Origin of the sequence: Haoranjiania flava (assembly GCF_025631005.1) — a bacterium.
GTDB classification, from domain to species: Bacteria; Bacteroidota; Bacteroidia; order Chitinophagales; family Chitinophagaceae; genus Haoranjiania; species Haoranjiania flava.
This window is the reverse complement of sequence record NZ_JAOTPL010000003.1, coordinates 131,883-157,439: the sequence shown is the minus strand read 5'-3', so window position 1 is coordinate 157,439 and position 25,557 is coordinate 131,883. Positions and strand designations below refer to the sequence as shown.

Below are 25,557 nucleotides of genomic sequence, written 5' to 3'. Positions count from 1 at the left end.
ATCCTTTAACAGTGTTCTGCAAACCAGCCTGTACTTTTACGTGTATAACTGTAAATGTTAAGATATATGGATCAATACATTGGGAGAAGGTTTAAACCCGCCAGTTCGACTTACGCGTAGCCTGTGGCCAGCTTAAGCCAATGTCAAAAAAAATAGTATTTATAAAATAGAAGGGGCTTACAATATGCTAAGCTTACGCAAAGGCAAAGACTGCAGCCGGAGCGCAATCTTGTTATTAAAACTTTCGCACATTTAACTTACCGTACTGCCGTTGCCGGTAAAGCTGTCAGGGTTTATGAATACCAGTTGGCCCGAAGCGTCTTCAGCCATCAGTATCATACCATTGCTTTCAATGCCGCGCATTTTCCTCGGGGCTAAATTTGCTACTACCACAACCTGTTTATTCAGAATGGATTCGGGTTGAAAGTGTTGCGCAATGCCGGAAACAATGGTTCTTTTCTCAAAACCCAGATCTATCTCTAATTTCAGCAATTTATCTGCTTTAGCCACTTTTTCAGCAGAGACAATTGTACCTATGCGCATATCAAGCTTTGCAAAATCATCATAAACTATTTCAGGCTTTAGCGGTAGTACCGTTTTTTCAGTCTCCTCAATAAGCCCTGCCTGCTGTTTTACCTGTTCTTGTCCGCCGGCATGTAATTTTTCAATCTGTGCTGCTATTTCGGCATCTTCTATTTTCCTGAATAGTAATTCCGGTGCGCGCAAAGAGTAGCCTACTTTCAGCAGGTCTGCTCTTCCTGCATTTTCCCAATCGAGCATCCTTTCTACCACCTTCATCATATGCAGCATTTTGCGGGAAGTATTCGGCAGTACAGGATTGATGAGTATAGATAAGTTAGCTGTTAACTGTAAGCACAAGTGCAGGCAATTGTCTATCAGCTTTTGATTTTCCCGGTTTGCGTTAAGGCTTTTAGCCACAATCCACGGTTCTTTTTCCTGCATATATTTATTGCCCTTGCGTGCCAGGTCAATCACTTCAAAAACGGCATCGCGGAAGTGGTAGGTTTCCAGCGCCTGCTCTGTTTTTTCTTTTGCAGCATGAATTTCTGCTATCAGCATTTTATCTGCCTCATCTATAATGTCGTTATGAAAGGGGGGTACTTTGCCGTTGCACAGTTTATGCATCAGCACAAAAGTCCTGTTTACAAAGTTGCCGAATATGGCTACCAGCTCGCTGTTGTTCCGGTCCTGGAAATCTTTCCAGGTAAAGTCATTATCCTTTGCTTCCGGCGCATTGGCGCAAAGTACGTAGCGCATCACATCTTCACATCCGGGAAAATCCTGTATGTACTCATGCACCCATACCGCCCAGTTGCGGCTGGTGGAAACTTTGTCTCCTTCGATATTCAGAAACTCATTGGCAGGTACATTGTCCGGCAATACAAACCCTCCGTGCGCTTTAAGCATGGCTGGGAAAATAATGCAGTGAAATACTATATTGTCTTTGCCAATGAAATGCACCAGCTTGGTATCTTCACTGCACCAGTAGTCTGCCCAATGCTCTGTAAGTTCTTTGGTAGCGGAAATATAACCAATAGGTGCATCGAACCATACGTACAGTACTTTTCCTTCGGCATCCGGCAGCGGTACCCGGATGCCCCAGTTGCTGTCGCGCGTCATAGCGCGGGGGTGCAGGCCATTATCCAGCCAGCTTTTGCATTGGCCGTAAACATTATTTTTCCATTCTTTATGGCCTTCTAAAATCCATTGCTTCAGCCAGGCTTCATAATTCTGCAAAGGAAAATACCAGTGTTTTGTTGTCTTTTTCTCAGGTATAGCATTGCTCAGCGTGCTCCGGGGATCAATAAGCTGCTCCGGGGAAAGGCTGCTGCCGCATTTCTCGCACTGGTCGCCGTAAGCGCCCGGATTGCCGCAAACAGGGCAGGTGCCGGTAATGTAGCGGTCGGCCAGGAACATGTTGGCTTCAGCATCGTAATATTGTTCTGATTCCCTCTCTTCAAAAAGTCCTTTATCATACAACACTTTAAAAAAAGCTGCTGCTGTCTGGTGATGTATAGCATTTGATGTTCTTGAATAAATATCAAAAGAAATACCCATCTTTTCAAAGCTGTCTTTTATCTGCGCGTGGTATTTATCTACAATATCCTGCGGCGTTACGCCTTCCTTCATAGCACGAATGGTAATAGGTACGCCATGCTCATCGCTTCCGCCGATAAATTTAACATCTCTCTTCTGAGCACGCTGGTAGCGTACGTAGATATCTGCCGGGATATAGCAGCCGGCAAGATGGCCTATATGTATAGGGCCGTTTGCGTAAGGTAAAGCAGCAGTAACCAGAATTCTTTTGTAGTTCTCCATCATCAAATATTATTTTGCAAAAATACTTTAATTAGCGCAAAGTAAAGTAGCAAAACGCTTTGTGGTTTATAACCATATTTAGGAATTCTGTAAAATAATAATTTACCTTTGGGCTGTAGTGAATAAAATTGGAAAGGAATTTGTATATTTTAGTTCATGGATAAATGCTTTAAATGTTTTGAATGGCCGGATATATGGAATTACTGCCAGTAAACTTCGTTTCGCCAAATAATCATCACGTTTGTGAGAAGCATTTCTAAATGGCTCATTCATGCATCACCCAGTTTTAAAGTTAAATAAATAATGCAGGACATTTTTAATTCAGACTCCAAGATCATATTGATATACATTGCAGTGTTTATTACAGCACTCATTATTGTATGGCAATCTATTCCCAGCGTTATTTATGTGGCAAAAAGAAAAAGGCTGCTTGATAAGCCTACGGGACGAAAGAAGCATGCTAACGTAACGCCCAATCTTGCAGGCATCGCTATTTTTGCTGCCGTGGCTTTTGTATGTGCGCTGTTTCAGGTAGGCAGGTTTTTACCGGAATGGAACTATATTTTTGCAGGCGCTTTTTTGTTGTTTGTCACAGGCCTTAAGGACGACCTGGTACCCATGAGCGCGTATAAAAAATTTATGGCGCAGTTTGGAGCTGCCTTTATCATTGTAGTGCTTGCTGATTTAAGGATAAAAAACCTGCATGGATTTTTGGGCATCTATCACATTCCATATATTGTAAGCGCGGTAATTACTTTTTTGATAATAACCTTTGTAACCAATGCCTACAACCTTATAGACGGTGTTGACGGGCTGGCCGGCACACAAGGCTTATTAGGCTTCTTATTCCTGGGCGTATTTTTCAGTACGCTTGGCGGCAACTACGGCCTTTCTATGGTATGCTTTTGTATGGTGGGGGCGCTGATCGGCTTTTTAAGATACAACCTTATTTCTCCGGCCAGGATTTTTATGGGTGATACCGGTTCGTTGCAAATTGGCTATCTGCTGTCCATCACAAGCGTTGCTATTATTGATAAATATGAATATGATCCTGTTTTGGCAGGCAGCGGAGGGATTGGCCTGGCTGTTGCATTACTTTTTATCCCGGCCTTTGATACTTTACGGGTATTCATCACAAGAATCCTTAAAGGCAATTCTCCTTTTGCTGCCGACAGGACACACATTCACCACATTCTTTTAGATACCGGTTTTAAATCTAAACAAATCGTAATCACGCTGGCCATGGTAAAAATACTGTTTATAAGTGTGGCGTTTATCCTGAAAGATTATAACCCTACGTACACCATATCGCTTTTATTGTTGATAGCCCTTGTGCTGATGACGATTGCCATGAATGCCAGGAACAGGCATCTTGGACAGAAGGCGCCGCTGATACCCGTGAACGAAAGACTCATGAAAAAACTTGACCGGAGATCTAAAGAAAAGGCCGCGCTGAAAGAGAAGAATGTAAAGCCTAAATTTAATACGGCATCTGCAGAACATGCCATGGCCGCGAACGAAAAGAAGCCGGAATAAATAAATTTCCCTTAAACTAAATGGTTCTTTACTTTTGCTGTTATGAACAAGCAGCAAGAGAATAATTTTCAGGCGATCATTTCTCACGCCAAAGAGTACGGGTTTGTTTTTCCCAGCAGTGAAATTTACGACGGATTAAGCGCAGTATATGATTACGGCCCTTATGGTTCCGAATTGAAAAAGAACATACGTGATTATTGGTGGAAATCAATGACGCAGTTACAGGACAATATCGTGGGTATCGATGCCGCAATTTTTATGCATCCCACCACCTGGAAAGCAAGCGGCCACGTTGACAGCTTCAGCGATCCTTTGATAGACAATAAAGACAGTAAAAAACGCTATCGTGTAGATCACCTTATTGAGCAACATGCCGATAAGCTGGAAGCAGCAGGTAAAAAAGAAGAAGCAGGCAAACTGCTGGCAGATATGGATGCGCTGCTCGGCGAAGAAAACTTCACAGGCCTCAAAGAACTGATAGATACAAATAAAATAAGCTGCACAGTGAGCAATACCTGCAACTGGTCAGACATCCGCCAGTTCAATCTGATGTTTGATACACAGCTGGGCGCAGTTTCAGACGAATCCAGCACCATCTATCTCCGCCCGGAAACCGCACAGGGAATTTTTGTAAACTTCCTGAACGTACAGAAGACTGCCAGGATGAAGATCCCATTCGGCATAGCTCAGACAGGAAAGGCTTTCAGGAATGAGATCGTAGCAAGGCAGTTCATCTTCCGCATGCGTGAGTTTGAGCAAATGGAAATGCAGTTCTTCTGCCGGCCCGGCACCGAGCTGGAGTGGTATGAACAATGGAAACAGAAACGGCTGGAGTGGCATCAAAGCCTGGGTATTGCACCGGAAAAATTCCGCTACCACGATCACGTGAAACTGGCGCACTACGCCAATGCTGCCGTGGATATTGAGTATGAGTTCCCGATAGGATTTAAAGAAGTGGAAGGGATACATTCACGTACAGACTACGACCTGAGCCGTCACCAGGAATTCAGCGGAAAGAAGCAAACTTATTTCGACCCGGAAATCAATAAACACTACATACCGTATGTAGTGGAAACTTCCATAGGCCTGGATCGTGCTTTCCTGATGGTGCTTTCCAACGCGTATACAGAAGAAAAGCTGCAAAAAGAAGACGGCACTGAAGACAGCCGCGTTGTTTTAAAATTTGCACCCAAAATTGCCCCGGTAAAGCTGGCTATACTGCCTTTGACCAAAAAAGACGGGCTGCCTGAAATAGCCAAAGATATTCTGGATGAATGCCGCGGGTCTTTTAAATGTTTTTACGAAGAAAAAGATGCAATCGGAAAACGCTACCGCCGCCAGGATGCAATAGGCACACCGTTTTGCGTAACGATTGATCATCAGACAAAAGAAGATAATACCGTTACTTTAAGGCATCGTGATTCTATGCAGCAGGAAAGGATATTAATCAGTGAGCTGAAAGAAAGAATATTAAACGAGTTATAATTTACGATAAATTTCAAACGGCGTTCTCGGAAAAAGAGGACGTCGTTTTTTTATGCGCGCTCAATAAATACATGCCTCCGAACAACAGTGCAGAGAAAAATAAAGTAGAAGCTAACTGCCACGGAAAATAGAAGGGCAAGCCGTCAACGTAAGTCTGCATTAAGCCGGCAAAATTCTTCGGCCTCGCAAGCCCGCCTCCGCTGACCCACACCGAAAAATTGGATAAAAGAAAAAAGGCAGTTGGCGCTGCGAGCGAAGCCAGACCTATGTTTACGACATTATTTTTGTTAATAAAAAAGCCGATGCAGGTAATCATTACAAACAATATGTAATTTACGAACTGCCCGGGATAGAACCCGCTGCCGTCAATTAATTGCCATAAAACATCTGAAAAGAATAATGCCAGCACGGGAAGAAGGAATGCCATGCCTTTATTGCTTTTGAATATGCTGCCTGAAAAAAGCGCAATGGAGAAAATAGGTGTAATACCCCAAACGCCTTCCCACCTGGGCATGATACGAAACAATGCAACGGCTAAGGCAGTTAGAGCTATGGTTAAAATAATATTCCTGTTCATACGGCAAATTTATAATTTTTTGCTTTACCGCTCAATAATTAAAACGGAGATTGCAAATGCAGCGCAACCTAAGCCCTCTGGCGCACATTGTGTAAACCTTGTGTGCCTTGCGGTTTAGATTATTTTTTTGCGCGCCGTGTCTGGTGTTTTCACCTGACACAATAATTCATCCTTGTGGTTTAGATTATTTTTATAACCACTATGTACAAGAAGAAAGCACAATAGCTCACAAAGTAAGTTTTCCGGTACCGGTCAACATTCCAAACGTAAAACTTTGCGCGCCGTGTCTGGTGTTTTCACCTGACACAATAATTCATTCCTGTGGTCTAGATTATTTTTATCTAACCACTATGTACAAGAAGAAAGCACAATAGCTCACAAAGAAAGTTTTCCGGCACCGCTCAGTATAATTTATTTGCGGCTTTGCGCCGTGTCTGGTGTTTTCACCTGACACAATAATTCATTCCTGTGGTTTAGATTATTTTTTATTTAACCAATATGTACACGAGGAAAGCACAATAGCTCATAAAGTAAGTTTTCAGGTACCGGTCAACATTCCAAACGCAAAACCTCAACAAGCATGGTAGTATAATTTCTTTGCGGCTTAGTGAAAAACATCTGCATTGTTTGCGTGAAAACATCGGGATTGCTTTGCTCCCTCTGAAGGACTCCGGAACCGCAGGAGCTCCTTGCTCGCAAAGACAAATAAATATCAAACAGCGCAGCTCCAGATAAAGCCTTCCTGCCTTCGCGCCTTGGTGGGATTGGTTTTTTAGATTTTCTCACCACAATTTTCCGCAAACGTATGACGCGGATTACCTATCTCGTTTTCCAAACTACTTCTTCCACATGTTGCATTTTGCCTATGAATCTTGCCAGCACAAATAAATAATCTGATAAGCGATTAATATATTGCAATAAAACAGGCGGCAGCTTCTGTATCTCATCACATGCCACTACAGCCCGCTCGGCACGCCGGCAGACAGCTCTTGCCACATGAATGCTGCAAACCGCCTCACTTCCTCCCGGTAAAATAAAATTTCTTAAAGGTGCTAATTCAGCTTCCATAGCATCAATAGATTTTTCCAGTTCCTCCACATGTTGTACTGTTATTTGCAGGCTATCGTTATTCTTTGCACCTGCAATAATAGCACCTATCACAAAAACCGTTGACTGCACCTGTTGCAATTTTTCAACGATCTGCTGATCGCCCAGCCTGCTGCAAGCCGCGCCGATAAAAGCATTCAGCTCATCCAGTTCGCCGCATGCATGGATTGGAAGGGCAGATTTTGAAATGCCTGAACCTCCGTATAAGCTAGTCTGTCCCGCATCGCCTTTTTTAGTGTAAATTTGCATGGCTGAATATTTTAACTGGTGCAAACATAGCTATAATCAACTATCTATCCCGCTTAATTAATATGGAACGCATAGAAAAATTAAAATCTTTTTTGCAGGAAAGCCCCGGCGACAGCTTCCTGAAACACGCACTGGCATTGGAATACATTAAGGCAGGCAATGATGAAGAAGCACAACAATTACTGGAAAGCTTATTGCAGAACAACCCGGCGTATGTAGGATCTTATTATCACCTGGGACAATTGCTGGAACGTAAAAAAATGGATCAGCAAGCGCTGCAATGCTACAAAACAGGTATGGAACAAGCTAAAAAAGCAGGCGAACAACGTACTTACAACGAGCTCAAAAGCGCATGTGAAGAACTTGAAATGTAGCAAAGCGCTGTAATATTTTCGCAGGGTGTTTTTTTGAAATTGTTTAACTTCGCCGCATGCAACAATTTCATTTCTCAGACCAGACAGCATTCTACAGAGGCAAGGTCCGCGATGTATACTCCATTGGCCAAGACAAGCTTGTAATGATTGCCAGCAACCGCATTTCGGCTTTTGACGTGATATTGCCTAAGCCCATCCCCTACAAAGGACAGGTGCTGAATCAAATTGCGGCTTACATGCTGAAAGCCACAGAGGATGTGTGCCCCAACTGGCTTATTGCAACGCCTGCGCCCAATGCTGCTTTCGGCAGAAGATGTGAGCCTTTTAGAATAGAAATGGTTGTGCGCGGCAACCTCACCGGCCATGCATGGCGCACTTACAGCAGCGGTAAACGCGAACTTTGCGGCGTACCAATGCCCGAAGGCATGAAAGAGAATGATTATTTCCCACAACCCATCATCACGCCCAGCACAAAAGCAGCCGAAGGACATGATGAAGATATTTCTGAGCAGGAGATCATATCCAGCGGGCTGGCTACTGCAGCAGAATGGGATACGCTGAAAAAATATACCCTGGCTCTTTTTGAAAGAGGCAAAGAAATTGCGGCAAAGCAGGGGTTGATACTGGTAGATACAAAATATGAATTTGGTAAGATCGGCGATGAAATTGTGCTGATGGATGAGATACACACGCCCGATAGCTCAAGGTATTTTTATGCAGATGGCTTCGAGGAAAGGCAGCAAAAAGGCGAAAGGCAGAAACAGCTTTCCAAAGAGTTTGTGCGGGAATGGCTCATAGAAAATAATTTTATGGGTAAGGAAGGACAGGCCGTGCCGGAAATGTCTGAAGACTGGATAAACACAATATCACAGCGGTATATTGAGTTGTACGAAAAAGTGATCGGTAAAAAATTTATACCCGAGAACTGGAGTGAGGAAGCTACCCGCACAGCCATTGAAGAAGCCATTCAATCTCACCGATAAATAAAATTTACTACCCGGAGATATATTTTATGGATATGCTTTTTCCTTCTTTCGGCTACCTTGTCTGGATCATCATCAGCTCCATCATATTACTGGTAATTGCAGCAGCAGTACTGCTGCTGATCAGGAAGCTCTTCTTCCCTTCAAAGGGCGCCAAAACAGCCCTGATCCTGCCTGTACAAGGCAAAACTCCCCGCTTTGGCAATAACTGTTTCTTTGCTCCAAACGCAACAATAGCAGGCGACGTGGTTACTGGCAACGAATGTACATTCTGGTTCAACAGTGTGGTACGCGGCGATGTTAATTTTATTAAACTTGGCAACAGGGTAAACGTACAGGACGGCGCCATTATTCATTGCACTTACCAGAAAAGCCCTACAGTTATTGGCAGCAATGTTTCCATTGGCCACAATGCTATTGTGCATGGCTGCACAGTGCACGACAATGTGCTGATTGGCATGGGCGCCATCGTAATGGACAGGTGTATCATTCACTCCAACACCATCATTGCAGCGGGTGCAGTTGTTACCGAAGATACGGTAGTAGAAGCAGGCGCTATTTATGCCGGCATTCCCGCCAGAAAGGTAAAAGAGCTGGGCGATTCTTACATGAAAGATTCCATACTGCGTATTGCTGATAATTACGTGCAGTATGCAAGCTGGTTTCAGCAGTAGCAGCAACTATTTCCCGCGCAGATTTTTTAATACATTTTTGACCTGGTCTGCTTCAAAACCTTTCTGCATCATATACCGTATGGTTTTTGTTTCACGGATAATGTACTGTTCGTTTTTTAAGGCATTCCACTTCTCGCGTGTGAGTTTTTCCAGGCACCTGGCGTATTCATCTTCATCAATTTCGCGCATGGCAATTTTAATGTTGTAAGGGCTTACAGACTTTGCTTTCAACTCATGAAGAATTTTATTTTTTCCCCATTGTTTCTGGCGAAACTTACTGCCGGCAAAGATCCTGGCAAACCGTTCTTCGTTAAGGTAGTCTTCACTGATCAGTTCAGATAAGATCTCTTCCACCTCATCTTTTCGCAAGCCGAATTCATATAATTTATTTTTAACCTCCTGGTGGCTTCTTTCCTGGTAAGCGCAATAATATTTTATTTTTTGCCGTGCCTGTAGTGGTGTCAAGCGTTGCTGCATAGAATTAACGTTGATTCTGAAAACAATTGTCCGTGTACATTGTAAGCATTAATGCGTAAATTTGATGCTTATCAATCAACACATACCGTTATGCATAAAACCCTTTTCAAAGTTGCAACTTTTTTAATTATTTTTTCCACATTTATTGTTAGTCATGTATCTGCACAATCTTCGGCTGCCCGCTATCCCCTCATCCCTTATCCGCAGGAGTTAAAGGCAAGAGAAGGAAACTTTATAGTCAATCATCAAACCGGCATCATAGCCGATGCCGCTGTTTTAAAAAATGAAATAACACAACTGAAAGAGCTCTTTCCGGGTATTTCTTTACCGGGCGATAAAGCAAAAGCAGGGAACAGCATTCATCTGCAGTTAGATGCAGCCATTGAACACGATGAAGGCTATACATTAGATGTTACTGCAAAAAAAATTATACTCAAAGCAAAAACGCAAACAGGCATTTTCAGAGGCATAGAGTCACTCAGGCAGCTTGCCCCTTCAGGCATTGAAAGCAATAAAAACCTTAAAAGTGTTGCTATACCTGCTGTTTATATAAAAGATTTCCCTGTATACCATTACCGCGGCATGCACCTGGATGTATCCAGGCATTTCTTTACACTGGATTACTTAAAAAAGTTTATCGACAGGCTGGCATTGTATAAATTCAACAAATTTCATTTGCACCTGACTGACGACCAGGGCTGGAGAATTGAAATAAAAAAGTACCCGTTGCTCACTGAAAAAGGCGCCTGGCGCAAACTCAACAGCCAGGACCGCGATTGCATACAACGTGCTAAGGAAACCGGCAATCCGGATATGGAACTTGATCCGCGATTTTTAAAAGTGGTGAACGGCGACACAATCTATGGCGGCTTCTACACCCAGCAGGAAATGAAAAGCATTGTACAATATGCAAAGGAGCGGCACATTGATATCATTCCCGAAATAGATATGCCGGGCCATATGAATATTGCGGTACAGCTTTACCCGCACCTGGCCTGCGGCGACACCCAATGGAAGCCGGGTGGGTTTTCTGTGCCTCTTTGCCCCTGCAACGAGCAGACATTTGAATTTGCTGAGAATGTGTACAAAGAAATTTTCGAAATATTCCCTTATGAATTTGTGCATTTAGGCGCCGATGAAGTGAATAAAGACAGCTGGAAAAAAGCTGCAGCCTGCCGGGTGCTGATGGACAAAGAAAACCTGAAAGACGTGGATGAATTGCAGAGCTATTTTGTGCACAGGATGGAGAAATTTTTCAATGCAAACGGCAGGAAGCTTATCGGCTGGGATGAGATACTGGAAGGCGGTGTAAACCCTACAGCATATGTTATGTACTGGCGGTCGTGGGTGCCGAAAGCGCCTGTGGAAGCTGCGAAAAATGGCAACCGCGTGATTATGACCCCGGGCAACCCGCTTTACTTTGATGCTATTCCCGATAAAAATTCATTGTACAATGTATATCATTTCAACCCTGTACCTAAGGGGCTGACTGAACAGGAAGCCGCAAATATCATAGGTGTGCAGGCCAATATCTGGACAGAATGGATACCATCGGAAGCGCGCCTGGAATATATGTCTTTACCGCGGCAGCTCGCACTTTCAGAAGTAGTATGGACGCATAGGCAAAACTGGAAAGACTTTCGCAACAGGCTGGCGCACCAGCAAAAGAGACTGGAAACGATGGGCACAAAATACCGCCTGCCTGATATTGAAGGCCTGCTGGAAGACAATGTTTTTACAAAATCAACCGTGCTGAATATAAAACCACCGGCAGCTGACCTTACCCTGCGCTATACAATTGATGGCAGCCTTCCACACAATAAATCTGCGGTGCTCAACAAGCCTGTTGTTATTACAAAGCCTGTAACCTACACCATTGCTGCGTTTACAAAGGATGGACTGAGAGGCGATATTTATAAAGCTGCTTATCGCCAGCAGGATCCCATAGTTTCACTAACCGAAAGGGCAGGCAAAGGCATTGATGTAAAAATGTATAAGTCGGTATTGAAGAAAGTGGCAGAAATGGATACGAAAGAGCCCGATGCCGCCTGGATGCAGGATGATATATCCGTGATAGCATCTAAAGTAAAAGGTACAGATGTATTCGGTCTGCAATTTAACGGCTACATCCACGTACCTGCTGACGGCATTTATTCTTTCTTCCTGACTTCAGATGACGGCTCTGTTTTAAAAATTGCTGACCAGGTAGTGGTTGATAACGATGGATTACACTCGCCTATTGAAAAAAGCGGGCAGATTGCTTTGAAAAAAGGTTACCATAAATTTGAACTCAGGTTTATTGAAGGAGGGGGCGGCTATACGCTTGACCTGCAGATGAAAGCTCCGGGCGATAAAGAAAGACGGCCGGTGCCGGTTGCCTGGCTCAAATAAGTTTTTAAAAATATTGAATAATGCGTGGCGCGGCAGTCACGCTTTTTTTGCTATAAAATATTGATCCTGATTTAGCCCTTTGTCCAATCTTCAATTTGTCTAAAAGAATATTTTTCACAAATCAATAGATTGACGATTGCATTTCCTGTCATCCTTCAACTCTTTAACGAATTCATCCGCCGACTGATCAGGCATGAAAGCTCCAAATAAAGCCTTCCAGGAATTGTCCTTTGTTTGTTGGCGGATTTTCATTGAATAAGACAGCCGGGGCTATTAGTTCTAATTTATTATCAGAGCTTAAGCTTTTTAGTAATGTGTAATAACTGTCAACTAAATTAGTATTTATATCTGCTGTTTTCATATGCGACTTTTACGTTAATGACATTTGCTTATTTATGAAAGCTATTTACCCTTTATAAAAATAAAGCATTTTCTATTATCAGTATACTTCAACGGGTGCATTCCAAATTGTCGGGGGGGTAAATAAATGGTAAATTTGGCAACAAATTTAGCCAGGATATGGCCAAAGAAGAATTTTTAGCTATTTCTGAGATTATGCTTGATTTAAGCAGTTATTGGAAGCAAAATTAGGCAAGGTGCCGGCAGACAGGCGCAAGAAAAAAAACTCTAAGTATTGCCAATACTCATCGGTTCAGCAAGGGAGTCAATGGTTTTCAAATCAGCCCGTTAATGCAGGAAACAATGGTGTATGCAGGCCAGTTAGACAGTTACGGCCAGGGGAAAGAGATTATAGAAAAAATGACGGGGTTTCAGTAAGCAACACCCAGCAATATCGTGTAACAGACAGCTATGGTAAGCAATCAGAAGCAGTAGTCAACGAGAGCCGAACACCCTCACCCCTCCAGCCGGACAATGTGTTGTATATGCTGGGTATACGATCACAACCTTTCATTTAAGATTCCGGAGGAATCCAATCTGTGTAGAATTTCAAATCATTGTTGACGCACTCCGCAGGAGCGCTATCTCAATGTATTTTACAAAATCCTGTAAAGATGATTATACCGCTCCCGTGGAGCGGGCTTAATTTACAACATATTTCTACGCAGATTATGCTCCTACAGGAGCAGAAATATAGTTCATAATTTCTTCAATTTTTATATACAACAACGATTATACGATCACAACCTTTTATCTAAGATTCCGGAGGAATCTAATCTGTATAGAATTTACAATCATTGAGATACCGCTCCTGCGGAGCGGGCCTAATTTACAACATTTTTTCTACGCAGATTATGCTCCTACAGGAGCAGAAATATAGTTCATAATTTCTTCAATTTTTATATACAACAATGATTATACGATCACAACCTTTCATTTAAGATTCCGGAGGAATCTAATCTGTGTAGAATTTCAAATCATTGTTGGCGCTCCGCAGGAGCGCTATCTCAATGTATTTTACAAAATCCTTAAAAGCCTTTTCAAAAATAAGCAGCTCCTATAAAGGTGATTATACCGCTCCTGTGGAGCGGAACTAATTTACAACATTTTTCTATGCAGATTATGCTCCTGCGGGAGCAGAAATATAGTTCATAATTTCCTCAATTTTTCTATACTATAATGATTATACGATCACATCCTTTCATTTAAGATTCCGGAGGAATCTAATCTGTGTAGAATTTCAAATCATTTCTTGGCGCGCTCCGCAGGAGCGCTATCTCAATGTATTTACAAAATCCTTTAAAGATGATTATACCGCTCCTGCGGAGCAGAAGTATGGTTAATAATTCTTCAATTTTCCTATACAAAATATTAAACGCTTAAAGACAGCCCCAAAAGAGGCTGCCCAAAAGATCATTCAATATTATGAAAGCAATATAAATAGAATGGATTATGCCAGCTATGTACACATACGCTGCGGCATTATAGGCTCAAGCGCTATTGAATCCCATAAAACAGTCATTCAACACCGCATGAAGCAATCTGGTCAGCGATGGACAATGCAGTGCGCTCAAAATATATTAAACCTCAGAGTGCTAAAAGAGAACAACCAATGGAATAAAGTTATTAATATGGCAAAGTATGGGTTCAAACGGGCTGCCTGACTAAGCGACAATTTGGAATGCACCCTACTTCAACTATTGAATCTGCGGATAAAATATATTCCTGTGGCTATTTTCCCTATAAAATTCAGAAGGCCGCCAACCGGCAACCTTCGTTATTATCCATCTTAAAAACAACAATTGTCTCTATAGTAGGCCTGATAGTTTGCTAAGCTCTACATTTGTAGTTTTCATTGGCTTGGTAGCCAGTTTAATATTCTCTTTTTCAACCATATCTTTCAGCTCAGGCCATGAAATGGTTGCGTTGATGAGTTTTGAAGTACGGTTATAATTATTATCAGGCGCCCATACAAAAAAGCAGGAGCCTCCTTTTAAAGTATTGATTATTTCCCTTGACAACGATTCGGGCACTGCCGGGCAACCCCAGCTTCTGCCTACAGTTTCGTTATCTGCGCGGTTCTGATTTACATAATCGCTGCCGTGCATTACCACGCCCCTGTCGTATGCATTTGTGTTAAAGCCGTCTTCTTTACCATGCAGGCGCATGCTAAAGCCCGCTCTTCCTACATAAGAATCGCCGGTAACCATAAAACCCAAAGAGCTTTTGTTGGAGTTATGGGCATTGGAAAAGCTGGTAGCGTAGTCCTGACCCGAATTTTTACCATGCGATACAAAGGTGTTGTAGATCAACCGGCCTGTTTGCAGATTGATGACATACAACCTGCGGTTCTGGCTGGGCTGGCTGTAATCTACAATAGTGAGAAGGTTACTCTTGTTGAGCATACCGTTGTTCAGTAAAAACTGGTAACCTTTGTAAGCTTTGTAAAATACTTCTTTTTGCAGGCCTGTACTTGCCAGGTTTACCCTGCCGTATACAGAATCCATATACCTTACTGCTACATTAGTGCTTGTAGTTTTTTCAGGAAGAAGTGAAGGGAATTTTTTTTCATCCGGCATATTTTCATGTTTGTTTACTGCCGGGGCTGCAAAAGATGAAAGAAATAAGCCTAGTCCTAAAAATACAATTAATCTTTTTTTCATTTACTAATCTGGTTTGTATCAACTGTATCCGATTTGAGCACTTTGGCACAGATTTTGTTTTATTCTAATCAGTTGATTTATGAATCAATAAATATATTTTTACTTGAAAAAATCTACGGTTTTAGTCTCACATTAGAACTGTAGATTTTGTGTGTTCCATTATAGTAAGATTGCAAATTTGCGAAAAAGTTTCCTATTATCTGCTGTTTTAACACAACAAAAGGCCGAAAGTTAATGGTTTTCCGTTGAATCTGTTAATAAATGGCGCTTTTACAGCTATAAATTATACCTCTTCTTCAACTCGCCGGCAATACGATTTATGGTATCGTCAAACGGTGTAAAACTAAAGCCGGGCAACGCCTTCAATATCTTTTCATTGCTGTAATAAACCGACTCCTGTGCAGAACGCGCAGTCTCTTTGGTGAGCAACGGTTTTTTGCCGGAAAACTTTGCCGACAGATAAGATAAACGCCACACGAGCTCCGCCATAAACCTGTTAACCTTTTTATGCGGCGGCTTTCTGCCCATAGCAAGGGCTATTTTGGTAAAAAGTTCTTTAAAAGAAATATTTACGGCATTTAAAATAAATCGCTGGTTGGAAATGCCTGATTCCATTAGCCTGATCATGGCTTCTGCCACATCATTAACATCCACAAAGCCGTGTATCCCTTCGGTATAGTAAGGAAACTCGTCGTAGGCAGATTTAAACAGCTGCGTGGAGCCGCTGTTCCAGTCGCCCGCACCAAGTATAATGGATGGGTTTACAATAGCTATATTCAGTCCTTCGCAGCCGGCACGCCACACTTCCATTTCAGCAAAATGCTTGGTTTTGCCGTAGACAGAGCCTTTGCCCGTAAACTCATTTTCCTCCGTGAGCGGCTTCTGCCCCGGCTGATGCCCCAATGCCGCTACAGAACTCACATACACCAGCTTCTTTACACCGGCGTCAATACATTCATTCACCACATTGGCCGTACCCTGTATATTGGTGTTGAACAGCTCCTGCTTTTCTTCTCCGTCAAAAGATACCACGGCCGCACAGTGATAGACCTTATCTACGCCCTTCATGGCATTTTCGAGTTCCACTACATCCAATATATCACAGGAAAAACCTTCTGCGCCTGCAATACTTTTGCCGCTCCTGCTCAATGCAATAATTCTATTGCCTCGGGATGCAAGCTTTTGTATAAGATGAGAACCCACAAGCCCCGTTGCGCCAGTAACTAATATCGTTTCTTTGGTATGTATTGCTAACTGTTTTTAATTCAGTTGCAAAAATACGGAGTTTGCATCATCTAAATTACTTACTAATTTTATCGCCATTGATAATTTTATTAATTTTACAATATGACACAACAGCTTTCTCTTTTTGATTTTGGCGAAACGCAGCCCGCCGGGAATGAAGATGCCATAATAACACCCGGAATGCCGCTGACAGAAACGGTTGCAGGCGAAGTTGTATCTCGGGAAGATAAAGAGCTGCAGGAAGCAGATAAGCCGGCAGCATTAAACTTTACATTTACCTTGTTTGTGGCAGAGCCTATCGCAACGCCTATAGAAAACTTACCACAACAAGAGGAGGCAGTGATTGAAGAAGAGGCAGATATGATTTCTTTTGAAAAAGAAGAAGAAATAGCCGGCATGAATTTTCAACCGGAAGAAGTTGGTGGAACAGACGTAGTGGAAGATGTTTTTGAAGAAGAAGCTGCCATGGAAACAACTTCTTTTAAGCCTGGCGAAAAAATCACTACTGTAAGAAAACGCGGCAGGAAATCTTTCAAAGAGATAGACACCGAAGCAGACCTGATAAGCGTTCCGGACGACGAGGATCTTTTTAAAAAACAATATTACTCCATTACCGAAGTAGCCAGATGGTTCCGGGTAAATAATTCTTTGCTACGCTTCTGGGAGAATGAATTCCCGGTTTTAAAACCGCGCAAGAACCGCAAAGGCGACAGGCTTTTCCGCCCGGAAGATATAAAAAACCTGCAGGTGATCTACTACCTGCTGCGCCAGAGAAAATTTACCATTGATGGCGCAAGAAAATACCTGAAAACCAACAAGGAAAATGTAGAGGCCAACTTAAAGATCATCCAGTCGCTGAATAAATTCAAAGGCTTCCTGCTGGAAATAAAAGCCAACCTGGACAACTAAACCCGCCTCTACACATATTGCCTATGGATGCATTTGCCTGGCCAGCATCACAGCTTGGTATGCATTTACAATGCCACCTGTCCTGCTAAGCTCTGATAAGGAAGCGGGCTGCTTTGTGGCAGGGTTGGTAACATCAAAATCAATTTTTACAGCAGATTGCTCAATAATATGCTTTAATTGCACCGCCGTTAATTTCGGAAAATAAGCTTTCAGCAAACCGGCAATACCTGCCACTACAGGCGAAGCCATGCTGGTGCCGCTCAAAGGGCCATAACTATCTGCCCCCGGAAGCGTAGCATAAATACCTACACCCGGAGCAAATACATCTACACTTTTCTTACCGAAATTGCTGAACCTGGCTACCACCGTGGATTTGGTGGCCCCGCTTGCGCCTACGGTGATTATATTTTTAAAAGTTTTACGGTCATTCCTGCCATAAAATTGTGTGGGATAATTGGGATCGTTATCAATCAGCCTGCTGTCATTGCCGGCAGCATGTACTATCAGCACATTTTTTCTTTCGGCATAGCGCAGCGCCTTCTCTACCCACTGTCTTTCGGGAGAAACCCTTTTACCAAAACTCATGTTGATAATTTTTGCGCCGTTGTCCACTGCGTAGCGGATGGCGAGCGCAATATCTTTATCGTGCTCATCGCCGTCAGGCACAGCACGGATCTGCATAAGCTTCACATGATCAGCTACGCCGTTCATGCCTGTATTGTTGTCTCTCTGTGCACCAATGATGCCGGATACATGAGTACCATGCATGACGTCAGGCGCTGCAATGTTGTAGTTGCCATAATATTTATCACGGATGCTGGCGTAATTATCTCCAACCACTTGGCCGCGGAAATCCTGCGGTGGCGTAACCGGCAATGCAAGCTTACTTCTTTTTTCTTCCAGCACTTTCTTTATTTCAGCATCTAAATTGGCTGAAGTGACACTTTTGGGCACCCGGGTAAAAAGCGAAAGATAGATTTGCTTGAGCGCTCTTTGTTTATCGTCTGCAGGCTCAAACTTTATCACGTCTTCCCGTGTAAAATTTTCGCCTATCACTTTTGACGGCTCCTGCAATTCAGGCAACATGGCAGCCACTCTTTCTATAGCGCTGATCTCTGATGAAGACCTTTCAATGATCAGCTCTTTGGATTTCACCCAATCGGCATATGCTTTACGGTACCTTCTTTTTATTTTACCGGCAGGCTTATTTTCAAACAGCGGTTTATATTTAAAATAAACGCGTTCTGCTTCGTAAGAATCCTTGTTTACATTTTTTCGCGCATCATTCTTAGCGCCCAGGAAATTCCAGCCGTGTACATCGTCTACATAGCCGTTGCGGTCATCATCAATGCCGTTGTGCGGAATTTCTTTTTGATTTACCCACAATACATTTTTCAGGTCGTTTTGCAAAGTATCGGCGCCGGAGTCAATCACAGCAACAACTACAGACTGAGGCGTTCTGCCCTGTAATGCATCATAAGCTTTCTGCAGGCTGATGCCGTAGATACTGTCGGTATCGAAATCAAGGACATGCCAATCGCGCGGTACAGCTTTCTGTGCGGTTGCTGCCTGTAAGAAAAAAATTGTAAAAGAAAAAGTGATTAAAATAAATTTCCTGGTCATGTGTGTATCATTAATTTACTGAGGCTGCAATTTACAATTTTATTTGGCGAGGGCTGCACAACCGCTAAATATGCTGCTAATTCATTAACTAAATAATTTAATTTACTTTTGAAAAAACGAATGGATGCAGGATATTTTTTCACAACGAAACGATTCAATCGTAGCCATAGCAACACCGCCGGGAATGGGCGCCATAGCTGTTGTACGCGTCAGCGGGCAAAAAAGCTTTGAGATAGTCAACCGGCTTTTTAAACATAAAGACCTGTCCGCTCAAGCCTCACACACCATTCACTATGGCACATTGAAGGACGGCGCTGAAACACTGGATGAAGTTGTGCTATCGCTATACAAAGGCCCCCACTCCTATACGGGTGAAGATGTTATTGAAATATCCTGCCACGGATCTGTATTTATACAAAAACAAATTTTGCATGCGCTCATCAGGCAAGGTGCGCGGCCGGCCATGCCTGGTGAATTTACGCAGCGCGCATTTTTAAATGGCAAGCTTGACCTTACCCAGGCGGAAGCTGTCGGCGACCTGATAGCTTCACAGTCAAAGGCTGCGCAACAAACTGCCCTGAACCAGTTGCGCGGCGGCTTTAAAAATGACCTGGACAGGCTGCGCGAGGAACTGATTAATTTTGCAGCGCTGATAGAACTGGAACTTGATTTCTCTGACGAAGATGTGGAGTTTGCAGACAGGGGCCAGTTCAGGAAACTGATTGCAATACTCAGCTCGCAGATCTCGAATCTGATTGAATCCTTCAGGCTGGGCAATGTTATCAAGAACGGCGTAAGTGTGGCCATCATCGGTAAGCCGAATGCCGGGAAATCCACGCTGCTGAATGCTTTGCTCAATGAAGAACGTGCCATTGTCTCTGAAATTGCCGGCACCACGCGCGACACGATTGAGGAAACCATGAACATCAACGGAGTACTTTTCAGGCTCATAGATACCGCAGGTATACGCGAACATTCCACAGATACTATTGAAAACCTCGGTATTGAAAGGAGCAAACAAAACGCTGCCAAAGCAGACATTATCCTGCACCTCAAAGATATGACAGACACTGAAGAAGATGATTTCCCGTGGCTGGAGGATTATTCCCAAAAAACCATTGATGTACACACCAAGTTTGATAAATGGCAACAACAGCCAGGAGCCAGCCATTTACCGGATGCACATCTTTCGCAAAACATCACCGCTGCCAAAACCGGCTTCGGCATGGACGCATTAAAGGAACTGCTGTATGAAAAGGCTGTAGGCGGAGATATCAATACAGAAAACACCATCGTGACCAACGAGCGGCACCATGCTGCCCTGCTGAAAATAGCCGAAAGCTTATCAGACATCAGCGAAGGCATGGATAACGGGCTTACCGGCGACCTCCTGGCGCTTGACATCCGCCGCGCACTGCATTACCTCGGCGAAATCACCGGTCAGGTAGAAGTAGACAGGGACATCCTGGGGACTATTTTCGGGAAATTTTGTATTGGAAAGTAGGAAGCTCTATGAAAAGAACAACCTAATTTTAAAGATATCTTTTTTTTCTTTGCAAAATCAGGTGAAATATTTAGAGTTATTGGAAAGACGGTTGTTTTCGTTTGATATTCATAAATAATTGGATAGAATTTAAGCTCTCAATCAAATGATCGAACTTGCTGGAGCATAATGGCTGGGTATATTTACCTTTATATTGCCAGCCAATAAAACAACCTCTCACTTCCCCTCCAACATAAACCGCCACGCTTTTAGCCGCCATTCTTCACCGGCGTAGTCTATGCCTACACGCGGGCCGGTGGTTACCCTGCCCTCAAGTTTGGAATCTTCAATCCACAACCTTTCAGAAACAGCGAGGTTTTCTCCGTAAAAACTGCGGTCGAGTTTCAGCAGGTTACCCACTCTACCGGGGCCGGACACTGTACTAAGCCCGCGAATAAGCACTGCTTCCGGCGTACCTTCAGTACCCGTAACGATATTCAGCAGCCAATAGCGGCCATAGATCAGGTACATATATACGTAACCGCCGGGGCCGAACATAATTTCAGTGCGCGCAGTGCGCCCCTTGCTGGCATGGCTGGCAAGGTCATCGCTGCCGTAGTATGCCTCAGTTTCGGTGATAGTGGCACGGACCTCACTGCCATCTTCAAAGCGCCGCATCAGTGTTTTACCCAGAAGATCACGTGCTGCAAATACAGCATTGTTTTGCTGAAAGTAAGCAGCAGTAATCCGTTGAGCCATCAAAATTCGTTTTAAAAATTATCTTATTGCACCAAAAATATTAAATTTAATTCTTACCGTTTTTGACTTTGCCTATGATCATTCAAAAGGAAACATCATTTAAACAAAATGGATTTACTCAAATTACTAACCTGCCAAATTTGAAATAGTACTATAGATGCGGTAAGTGCCTAAAACAGCTATTTAATTTATTTTTTGAACAACACCGGCTGAGGAACAATATTTTGTACGGGAGTAATTGATTTTAGATAAGCATGAATCGCTTCTATTTCTTCATCTGTAAAATTGACGTAATTAAACCAGGGCATCGGAGGCAACAGAAGCCTGCCCGACTCAAGCCCTTTGGCCTTACCATGTCTTAGCGCTCTTTTAAGATTTTCCAGGGGCCAACTGCCTGCGCCTGTGCCATCCGGAGTAAGGTTTGATGCAAAGCTGATTCCCCAGGGACCTGCGGCAGCGGTCATATCTTCGCTCATTTGGGCTATGCCGCGTTTTGCCAGAGCAGTATCAAACTTCGGCAGCGTACGTTCAGAAGGATAGCCCGATAACATTTTTTCAAGAATTATTTCCGGTCCGTTTGGCCCCATGCGCTTAGGCGAATGGCAGTCATGGCACCCTGCGATCATTACTAAATGTTCCCCCTTTCTAACCAGCGCTGAATCGTTTATACCAACACGCTCCTGTGTATTTATAACTTCCGGACTATTGTTGCACGAAACAAAAAAGCCTACGCCGGCGATAAGCATAATGCATAAAGCTGTTTTCATTAGATTATAATTAATAGATTGAAGAAATTTTGTTTACACAAAAATCTTTATTTCTTCAAATCCAGTCAATACCACTTTTCCGGTATTTTTTAATTGGGTCTGATTTCACTTAAAGTGCAGAAAGCGCTTAAGTCTACTCAGGCAAATTATTCCGGCAAGCATTTTTTAACTGATACGTATAGGATTATTTGCCGTTGAAATAGGTTAGTATCCTGCATATTCAAGCGGTTATTATCTGGCGATTTGCCATTGCCTATCGCCTGTTGCAAATTGTCTGTGCTTTAACATTGTTTGGACCTGCATTTGTGGTGACAAATAACAATTAAATTTTTTACCATGGCAAAATACTCTAAAAAAGCAAGCGATAAAGTGGGCGAAGTAATGCATGAATTTAAAGAAGGAAAATTAAAATCTTCTTCGGGAGATAAAGTTACTTCGCGCAAACAAGCCATAGCCATCGGCATTTCAGAAGCAAAGGAAGAAGGTATGAAAGTGCCGAAAAAGGCTAAGCAGGCGGCCCCGAAGAAAGCTGCAGCCAAAAAAGCTGCTCCTAAAAAAGCGGCAAAGAAGGCAGCGGCAAAAAAGTAAGAGTATTGATCTTCGCATTCCTATTGTTGCTGCATAGATAATCCAGATAAGATTCTATGCAAAGTACTGCTTCTATTGCCAAGATTTTCTCGCAAGTACACTTCGCGAGAAATTTCTTCTTTTGCCCGGCCAAAGATTTATTAGACCTGGAACGCCCGGTGGTTTGCGGCAACAACAACTACATTATACACAAACACAACCTTCATAGATATCTGCCAATCACGGGGCATTTAAATTTTCCTCTTCCCTCTCCTCATTCCATTCCACTATAAAATTATTCCTGCCTTCCTGCACTTCAATAGACATGAAATGCATCTGAGCCAGTTCCAGCAGGGACAGGAAAATAAAGATGGCATGAATGCGGTCTTCGCAAACGCTGAACAGGTTTTCAAAGGCCATTACTTTTTCTTTACTCACTGCATCCATTACATAGTCGCGGCTGCCTTCCATGGTGTAGTTGTAGCGGATCACGGTATGAATGGGTTTGTTATTTCTTTCGTGAAGCTTTTTCATCACTTTCTCGAAAGTCTTCATCAGCTTGTAAATGTTCACGGTGGTTATTTCCGTGCCTTCGGCTGCTTCTTCGCCAATATCTATCAGCTCCTGCTGCAGGTTGCCGCGTTTTTGCATCAGTTGCCTGAGCGCTTCTTTCTCTGCGAGTTCCAGCGAGGCCTGCTTGTATTTTTTGTATTCCAGGATTTTATCTACCAGTTCCTGCCGGGGATCAATTTCATTGCCGGCATCGTCTAATTCTTTCCTGGGCAAAAGCATTTTGGCCTTGATGCGCATCAGGGTGGATACAAACAGGATAAACTCACTGCTAAGCTCAATGTTTACGCTTTTTTGCTCGTGTATGAAAGAAAGGAAATCATCCGTAATCTTTGCCACCGGTATATCGTAAATATCCAGTTCATCTCTTTCAATAAAAAAAAGCAGCAGGTCAAACGGCCCTTCAAAATGATCTAATTTTATCTGGTAGTTGGGTGTGTTCAATACATAAGATATTTAGCAAAAACAAAAGTCCTGAATGTTCAGGACTTTGCGAATTTACAATAAAATTATTATCCGTTTATTTTTTCAACTCATCGCGTATCTCCATCAGCAGCTTGTCTGTAGACGAGGGTTCTGCCGGCGGTGCGGGCACTGCAGCTTCTTTTTTCCTGATCTTGTTGATCAGCCTTACCATCCAGAAAATAATCAGTGCAAGCAGTATAAAATTAATAATGATGGTGATGAAGTTGCCCCAGGCGAAAATGGCTGTATCAGGTATTTTACGCGCTTCTTCCAGTTTGGTGCCGGCAGGCACGGAGCCTTTCAGTACGGTGTACATGCTGCTGAAATCCAGCTTGCCAATGATAGCACCTGTTACCGGCATAATGAGGTCATCTACTATGCTGCTCACAATTTTACCAAATGCTGCGCCAATGATCACACCAACGGCAAGGTCAATGGCATTGCCTTTTACGGCAAATTCTTTAAATTCTTTTACAAAGCTCATCTTTAAAATTTATTGGTGAAAATATAATGTTACTTATGGTCTTTTAAAACCGGGTATTTCATGTTCAGAGATTTAAACAGGTTCAGCAAGGTTTCTGCAACCACGTATTCCTTATACCAGTTCTTGTCTGCAGGCACAATGTTCCAGGGCACTTCATTACAGGTATTGAATACCTCATTATAATATTTTATGTACTCGTTGCGCAGCTTTGCTTCATTAAAATCATTGGCGTTGTATTTCCACATTTTCTGCTCGTTTACCATTCTCTCCTTCAGCCGCCCTTCCTGCTCTTCGGCAGATACATGCAGGTAAAATTTTAAGATGTGGGTATTGTTATGCTCTGTTAGCATGCGTTCAAAATTGTTTATTGCTTTCATCCTGCCCTGTGCCAGCTCGTCTGAAACCTGGCCGTGAACACGCACTACCAGCACATCTTCATAGTGTGAACGGTTAAACACCTGTATCATGCCCTTTGCAGGTGCGTGTTTGTGAATGCGCCATAAAAAATCATGGCCAAGCTCTTCTTCGGTAGGCACTTTAAATGACTGTACACTTATGCCCTGCGGGTTCATATAGGTAAACACATCGCGGATGAGCCCGTCTTTGCCGGAAGCATCCATTCCCTGTAATACTATCAGCACCGAATGCCTGCCTTCGGCGTATAAAAGATTCTGATAATCGTCTAACTGGCAAAGGATTTCTTTGGTCTTTGTTTTATATGCCTCTTTCTCCGCCCCTTTCGGAGGCAGTGTGCTTATCTTATGCAGGTCAGTTTTTGCCATAGGTAATTTAGATAAGGAAGATATTAGTTTTCTACCGTATGATAAAAATACAAACTATCTTTAACATTGCAGAACAAATTAGATATATTTGGTTGAATAATGTCGCAGTTAAAAGATATCTGGGAACAAATTTCCAAAGGAGAAAAAACAGCCCTTTTTGATCTGTACAATGAGCTTTACTTTCATCTATACAGGTTTGGCATCAGCCTGTACAGCGACAGCAACACCGTCAAAGACTGTATCAGCCAGCTTTTCCTAAAACTCTGGGACAAGCGCCAAACTCTTCCCCAGGTAAATAATGTGAAAGCTTATTTGTTTACATCGCTCAGAAATACACTCTACGATTTTTTAAGTGATGAACAAAAAGCAAACCCTCAGGTTTTTAACAGCGCCGAGGAAGAGCTTTCTTATGAAGAAATCATTATACGCCTCGAAGAAGATTCTGAAATGCAGTTAAAACTCAGGAAAGCGCTTAAAAAACTTACACCAACACAGCTGAAACTCATACGACTGAAGTTTTATGAAAATTGCAGTTATGACGAGATTGCCACCATCACTTCTCAGACAAAAAAAACGGCTTACAATACCATTTATGATGCCATAAAGATTTTAAAAAAATCTATTTTAGGAAATAATTAAATTTTTCTT

The 25,557-nt window shown here is 42.8% G+C and carries 24 protein-coding genes; 11 read left to right on the top strand and 13 right to left on the bottom strand.

What is annotated here, in order from left to right; all coding sequences use genetic code 11:
* Positions 1-252: 252 nt before the first annotated feature.
* Positions 253-2,340: a methionine--tRNA ligase gene (metG, locus tag OD355_RS03560; RefSeq protein ID WP_382303512.1), complete on the bottom strand. Its 2,088-nt coding sequence runs from the start codon at positions 2,338-2,340 to the stop codon at positions 253-255.
* Positions 2,341-2,643: 303 nt separating this feature from the next.
* Between metG and OD355_RS03555 the strand changes: the two genes are divergently transcribed.
* Positions 2,644-3,876 (top strand): glycosyltransferase family 4 protein, encoded by a 1,233-nt coding sequence (locus tag OD355_RS03555; RefSeq protein ID WP_263037075.1) that lies wholly within the window; start codon positions 2,644-2,646, stop codon positions 3,874-3,876.
* A 42-nt stretch (positions 3,877-3,918) separates the two neighbouring features.
* A complete protein-coding gene (locus tag OD355_RS03550) occupies positions 3,919-5,361 on the top strand; it encodes a glycine--tRNA ligase (protein ID WP_263037074.1) in 1,443 nt (480 codons plus the stop codon).
* A gap of 13 nt (positions 5,362-5,374) precedes the next feature.
* Here the strand turns inward: OD355_RS03550 and OD355_RS03545 are convergent, their stop codons facing one another.
* Together OD355_RS03545 and OD355_RS03540 are read right to left on the bottom strand one after the other, a co-directional pair.
* Positions 5,375-5,938 carry a DUF6580 family putative transport protein gene (locus OD355_RS03545; RefSeq protein WP_263037073.1) on the bottom strand — a complete coding sequence of 188 codons (564 nt, stop codon included), beginning with the start codon at positions 5,936-5,938 and terminating at the stop codon, positions 5,375-5,377.
* Positions 5,939-6,757: 819 nt separating this feature from the next.
* Positions 6,758-7,294: a cob(I)yrinic acid a,c-diamide adenosyltransferase gene (locus OD355_RS03540; RefSeq protein ID WP_263037072.1), complete on the bottom strand. Its 537-nt coding sequence runs from the start codon at positions 7,292-7,294 to the stop codon at positions 6,758-6,760.
* Between the two features lie 62 nt (positions 7,295-7,356).
* On the opposite strand from OD355_RS03540, the gene OD355_RS03535 reads away from it, so the two are divergent.
* Genes OD355_RS03535 through OD355_RS03525 form a run of 3 tightly spaced genes read left to right on the top strand, consistent with a single transcriptional unit; the run spans position 7,357 to position 9,325 of the window.
* On the top strand, positions 7,357-7,668 hold the full coding sequence (locus OD355_RS03535) for a hypothetical protein (protein ID WP_263037071.1): 312 nt from the start codon (positions 7,357-7,359) through the stop codon (positions 7,666-7,668).
* Between the two features lie 56 nt (positions 7,669-7,724).
* Positions 7,725-8,651 (top strand): phosphoribosylaminoimidazolesuccinocarboxamide synthase, encoded by a 927-nt coding sequence (locus tag OD355_RS03530; protein ID WP_263037070.1) that lies wholly within the window; start codon positions 7,725-7,727, stop codon positions 8,649-8,651.
* 29 nt (positions 8,652-8,680) lie between these two features.
* Positions 8,681-9,325 carry a gamma carbonic anhydrase family protein gene (locus OD355_RS03525; protein ID WP_263037069.1) on the top strand — a complete coding sequence of 215 codons (645 nt, stop codon included), beginning with the start codon at positions 8,681-8,683 and terminating at the stop codon, positions 9,323-9,325.
* 6 nt (positions 9,326-9,331) lie between these two features.
* Here OD355_RS03525 and OD355_RS03520 read toward each other — a convergent pair whose 3' ends face one another.
* Positions 9,332-9,802: a regulatory protein RecX gene (locus OD355_RS03520; protein WP_263037068.1), complete on the bottom strand. Its 471-nt coding sequence runs from the start codon at positions 9,800-9,802 to the stop codon at positions 9,332-9,334.
* A 90-nt stretch (positions 9,803-9,892) separates the two neighbouring features.
* Here OD355_RS03520 and OD355_RS03515 point away from each other — a divergent pair, with 90 nt between their 5' ends.
* The gene (locus OD355_RS03515; protein ID WP_263037067.1) at positions 9,893-12,193 is read left to right on the top strand and encodes a family 20 glycosylhydrolase; all 2,301 of its coding nucleotides are present in this window, start codon (positions 9,893-9,895) and stop codon (positions 12,191-12,193) included.
* A gap of 187 nt (positions 12,194-12,380) precedes the next feature.
* Here OD355_RS03515 and OD355_RS03510 read toward each other — a convergent pair whose 3' ends face one another.
* Positions 12,381-12,554 (bottom strand): hypothetical protein, encoded by a 174-nt coding sequence (locus tag OD355_RS03510; protein WP_263037066.1) that lies wholly within the window; start codon positions 12,552-12,554, stop codon positions 12,381-12,383.
* 214 nt (positions 12,555-12,768) lie between these two features.
* Between OD355_RS03510 and OD355_RS03505 the strand changes: the two genes are divergently transcribed.
* Positions 12,769-13,110 (top strand): hypothetical protein, encoded by a 342-nt coding sequence (locus tag OD355_RS03505; RefSeq protein ID WP_263037065.1) that lies wholly within the window; start codon positions 12,769-12,771, stop codon positions 13,108-13,110.
* A 1,290-nt stretch (positions 13,111-14,400) separates the two neighbouring features.
* Here OD355_RS03505 and OD355_RS03500 read toward each other — a convergent pair.
* Together OD355_RS03500 and OD355_RS03495 are read right to left on the bottom strand one after the other, a co-directional pair.
* Entirely contained in the window at positions 14,401-15,255 is an 855-nt protein-coding gene (locus tag OD355_RS03500) for a murein L,D-transpeptidase catalytic domain family protein (RefSeq protein ID WP_263037064.1), read from the bottom strand.
* Between the two features lie 276 nt (positions 15,256-15,531).
* On the bottom strand, positions 15,532-16,485 hold the full coding sequence (locus OD355_RS03495; protein WP_263037141.1) for an NAD-dependent epimerase/dehydratase family protein: 954 nt from the start codon (positions 16,483-16,485) through the stop codon (positions 15,532-15,534).
* 117 nt (positions 16,486-16,602) lie between these two features.
* Here OD355_RS03495 and OD355_RS03490 point away from each other — a divergent pair, with 117 nt between their 5' ends.
* Positions 16,603-17,409, top strand: a complete 807-nt coding sequence (locus tag OD355_RS03490) for a MerR family transcriptional regulator (RefSeq protein ID WP_263037063.1) — start codon at positions 16,603-16,605, stop codon at positions 17,407-17,409.
* Positions 17,410-17,430: 21 nt separating this feature from the next.
* Here OD355_RS03490 and OD355_RS03485 read toward each other — a convergent pair whose 3' ends face one another.
* The gene (locus OD355_RS03485; protein WP_263037062.1) at positions 17,431-19,032 is read right to left on the bottom strand and encodes a S8 family serine peptidase; all 1,602 of its coding nucleotides are present in this window, start codon (positions 19,030-19,032) and stop codon (positions 17,431-17,433) included.
* Positions 19,033-19,156: 124 nt separating this feature from the next.
* On the opposite strand from OD355_RS03485, the gene mnmE reads away from it, so the two are divergent.
* Complete coding sequence (gene mnmE / locus OD355_RS03480; RefSeq protein ID WP_263037061.1) at positions 19,157-20,536, top strand: tRNA uridine-5-carboxymethylaminomethyl(34) synthesis GTPase MnmE; 1,380 nt, start codon at positions 19,157-19,159, stop codon at positions 20,534-20,536.
* A 216-nt stretch (positions 20,537-20,752) separates the two neighbouring features.
* Here the strand turns inward: mnmE and OD355_RS03475 are convergent, their stop codons facing one another.
* Positions 20,753-21,274 carry a DNA-3-methyladenine glycosylase gene (locus OD355_RS03475; RefSeq protein ID WP_263037060.1) on the bottom strand — a complete coding sequence of 174 codons (522 nt, stop codon included), beginning with the start codon at positions 21,272-21,274 and terminating at the stop codon, positions 20,753-20,755.
* A 188-nt stretch (positions 21,275-21,462) separates the two neighbouring features.
* Complete coding sequence (locus OD355_RS03470) at positions 21,463-22,041, bottom strand: c-type cytochrome (RefSeq protein WP_263037059.1); 579 nt, start codon at positions 22,039-22,041, stop codon at positions 21,463-21,465.
* A gap of 336 nt (positions 22,042-22,377) precedes the next feature.
* Between OD355_RS03470 and OD355_RS03465 the strand changes: the two genes are divergently transcribed.
* Positions 22,378-22,629: a DUF6496 domain-containing protein gene (locus OD355_RS03465; RefSeq protein ID WP_263037058.1), complete on the top strand. Its 252-nt coding sequence runs from the start codon at positions 22,378-22,380 to the stop codon at positions 22,627-22,629.
* A gap of 219 nt (positions 22,630-22,848) precedes the next feature.
* On the opposite strand, the gene OD355_RS03460 is transcribed toward OD355_RS03465, so the two are convergent.
* From OD355_RS03460 to OD355_RS03450, 3 genes are all read right to left on the bottom strand, one after another.
* Entirely contained in the window at positions 22,849-23,622 is a 774-nt protein-coding gene (locus tag OD355_RS03460) for a segregation and condensation protein A (RefSeq protein ID WP_263037057.1), read from the bottom strand.
* 76 nt (positions 23,623-23,698) lie between these two features.
* Entirely contained in the window at positions 23,699-24,127 is a 429-nt protein-coding gene (gene mscL / locus OD355_RS03455) for a large conductance mechanosensitive channel protein MscL (protein ID WP_263037056.1), read from the bottom strand.
* A 29-nt stretch (positions 24,128-24,156) separates the two neighbouring features.
* A complete protein-coding gene (locus tag OD355_RS03450; protein WP_263037055.1) occupies positions 24,157-24,909 on the bottom strand; it encodes a PPK2 family polyphosphate kinase in 753 nt (250 codons plus the stop codon).
* A gap of 99 nt (positions 24,910-25,008) precedes the next feature.
* Between OD355_RS03450 and OD355_RS03445 the strand changes: the two genes are divergently transcribed.
* Complete coding sequence (locus OD355_RS03445; RefSeq protein WP_263037054.1) at positions 25,009-25,548, top strand: RNA polymerase sigma factor; 540 nt, start codon at positions 25,009-25,011, stop codon at positions 25,546-25,548.
* The last annotated feature ends 9 nt before the right edge of the window (positions 25,549-25,557 follow it).

Excerpts from the sequence above, each read along its gene's own strand:
- OD355_RS03545 (WP_263037073.1), bottom strand. The coding sequence starts at position 5,938 with ATGAACAGGAATATTATTTTAACCATAGCTCTAACTGCCTTAGCCGTT.
- OD355_RS03520 (WP_263037068.1), bottom strand. The coding sequence starts at position 9,802 with ATGCAGCAACGCTTGACACCACTACAGGCACGGCAAAAAATAAAATAT.
- mscL (WP_263037056.1), bottom strand. The coding sequence starts at position 24,127 with ATGAGCTTTGTAAAAGAATTTAAAGAATTTGCCGTAAAAGGCAATGCC.
- mnmE (WP_263037061.1), top strand. The coding sequence starts at position 19,157 with ATGCAGGATATTTTTTCACAACGAAACGATTCAATCGTAGCCATAGCA.
- OD355_RS03510 (WP_263037066.1), bottom strand. The coding sequence starts at position 12,554 with ATGAAAACAGCAGATATAAATACTAATTTAGTTGACAGTTATTACACA.
- OD355_RS03530 (WP_263037070.1), top strand. The coding sequence starts at position 7,725 with ATGCAACAATTTCATTTCTCAGACCAGACAGCATTCTACAGAGGCAAG.
- metG (WP_382303512.1), bottom strand. The coding sequence starts at position 2,340 with ATGGAGAACTACAAAAGAATTCTGGTTACTGCTGCTTTACCTTACGCA.
- OD355_RS03550 (WP_263037074.1), top strand. The coding sequence starts at position 3,919 with ATGAACAAGCAGCAAGAGAATAATTTTCAGGCGATCATTTCTCACGCC.
- OD355_RS03540 (WP_263037072.1), bottom strand. The coding sequence starts at position 7,294 with ATGCAAATTTACACTAAAAAAGGCGATGCGGGACAGACTAGCTTATAC.
- OD355_RS03525 (WP_263037069.1), top strand. The coding sequence starts at position 8,681 with ATGGATATGCTTTTTCCTTCTTTCGGCTACCTTGTCTGGATCATCATC.
- OD355_RS03500 (WP_263037064.1), bottom strand. The coding sequence starts at position 15,255 with ATGAAAAAAAGATTAATTGTATTTTTAGGACTAGGCTTATTTCTTTCA.
- OD355_RS03515 (WP_263037067.1), top strand. The coding sequence starts at position 9,893 with ATGCATAAAACCCTTTTCAAAGTTGCAACTTTTTTAATTATTTTTTCC.
- OD355_RS03450 (WP_263037055.1), bottom strand. The coding sequence starts at position 24,909 with ATGGCAAAAACTGACCTGCATAAGATAAGCACACTGCCTCCGAAAGGG.
- OD355_RS03485 (WP_263037062.1), bottom strand. The coding sequence starts at position 19,032 with ATGACCAGGAAATTTATTTTAATCACTTTTTCTTTTACAATTTTTTTC.
- OD355_RS03555 (WP_263037075.1), top strand. The coding sequence starts at position 2,644 with ATGCAGGACATTTTTAATTCAGACTCCAAGATCATATTGATATACATT.
- OD355_RS03445 (WP_263037054.1), top strand. The coding sequence starts at position 25,009 with ATGTCGCAGTTAAAAGATATCTGGGAACAAATTTCCAAAGGAGAAAAA.
- OD355_RS03470 (WP_263037059.1), bottom strand. The coding sequence starts at position 22,041 with ATGAAAACAGCTTTATGCATTATGCTTATCGCCGGCGTAGGCTTTTTT.
- OD355_RS03490 (WP_263037063.1), top strand. The coding sequence starts at position 16,603 with ATGACACAACAGCTTTCTCTTTTTGATTTTGGCGAAACGCAGCCCGCC.
- OD355_RS03465 (WP_263037058.1), top strand. The coding sequence starts at position 22,378 with ATGGCAAAATACTCTAAAAAAGCAAGCGATAAAGTGGGCGAAGTAATG.
- OD355_RS03535 (WP_263037071.1), top strand. The coding sequence starts at position 7,357 with ATGGAACGCATAGAAAAATTAAAATCTTTTTTGCAGGAAAGCCCCGGC.
- OD355_RS03475 (WP_263037060.1), bottom strand. The coding sequence starts at position 21,274 with ATGGCTCAACGGATTACTGCTGCTTACTTTCAGCAAAACAATGCTGTA.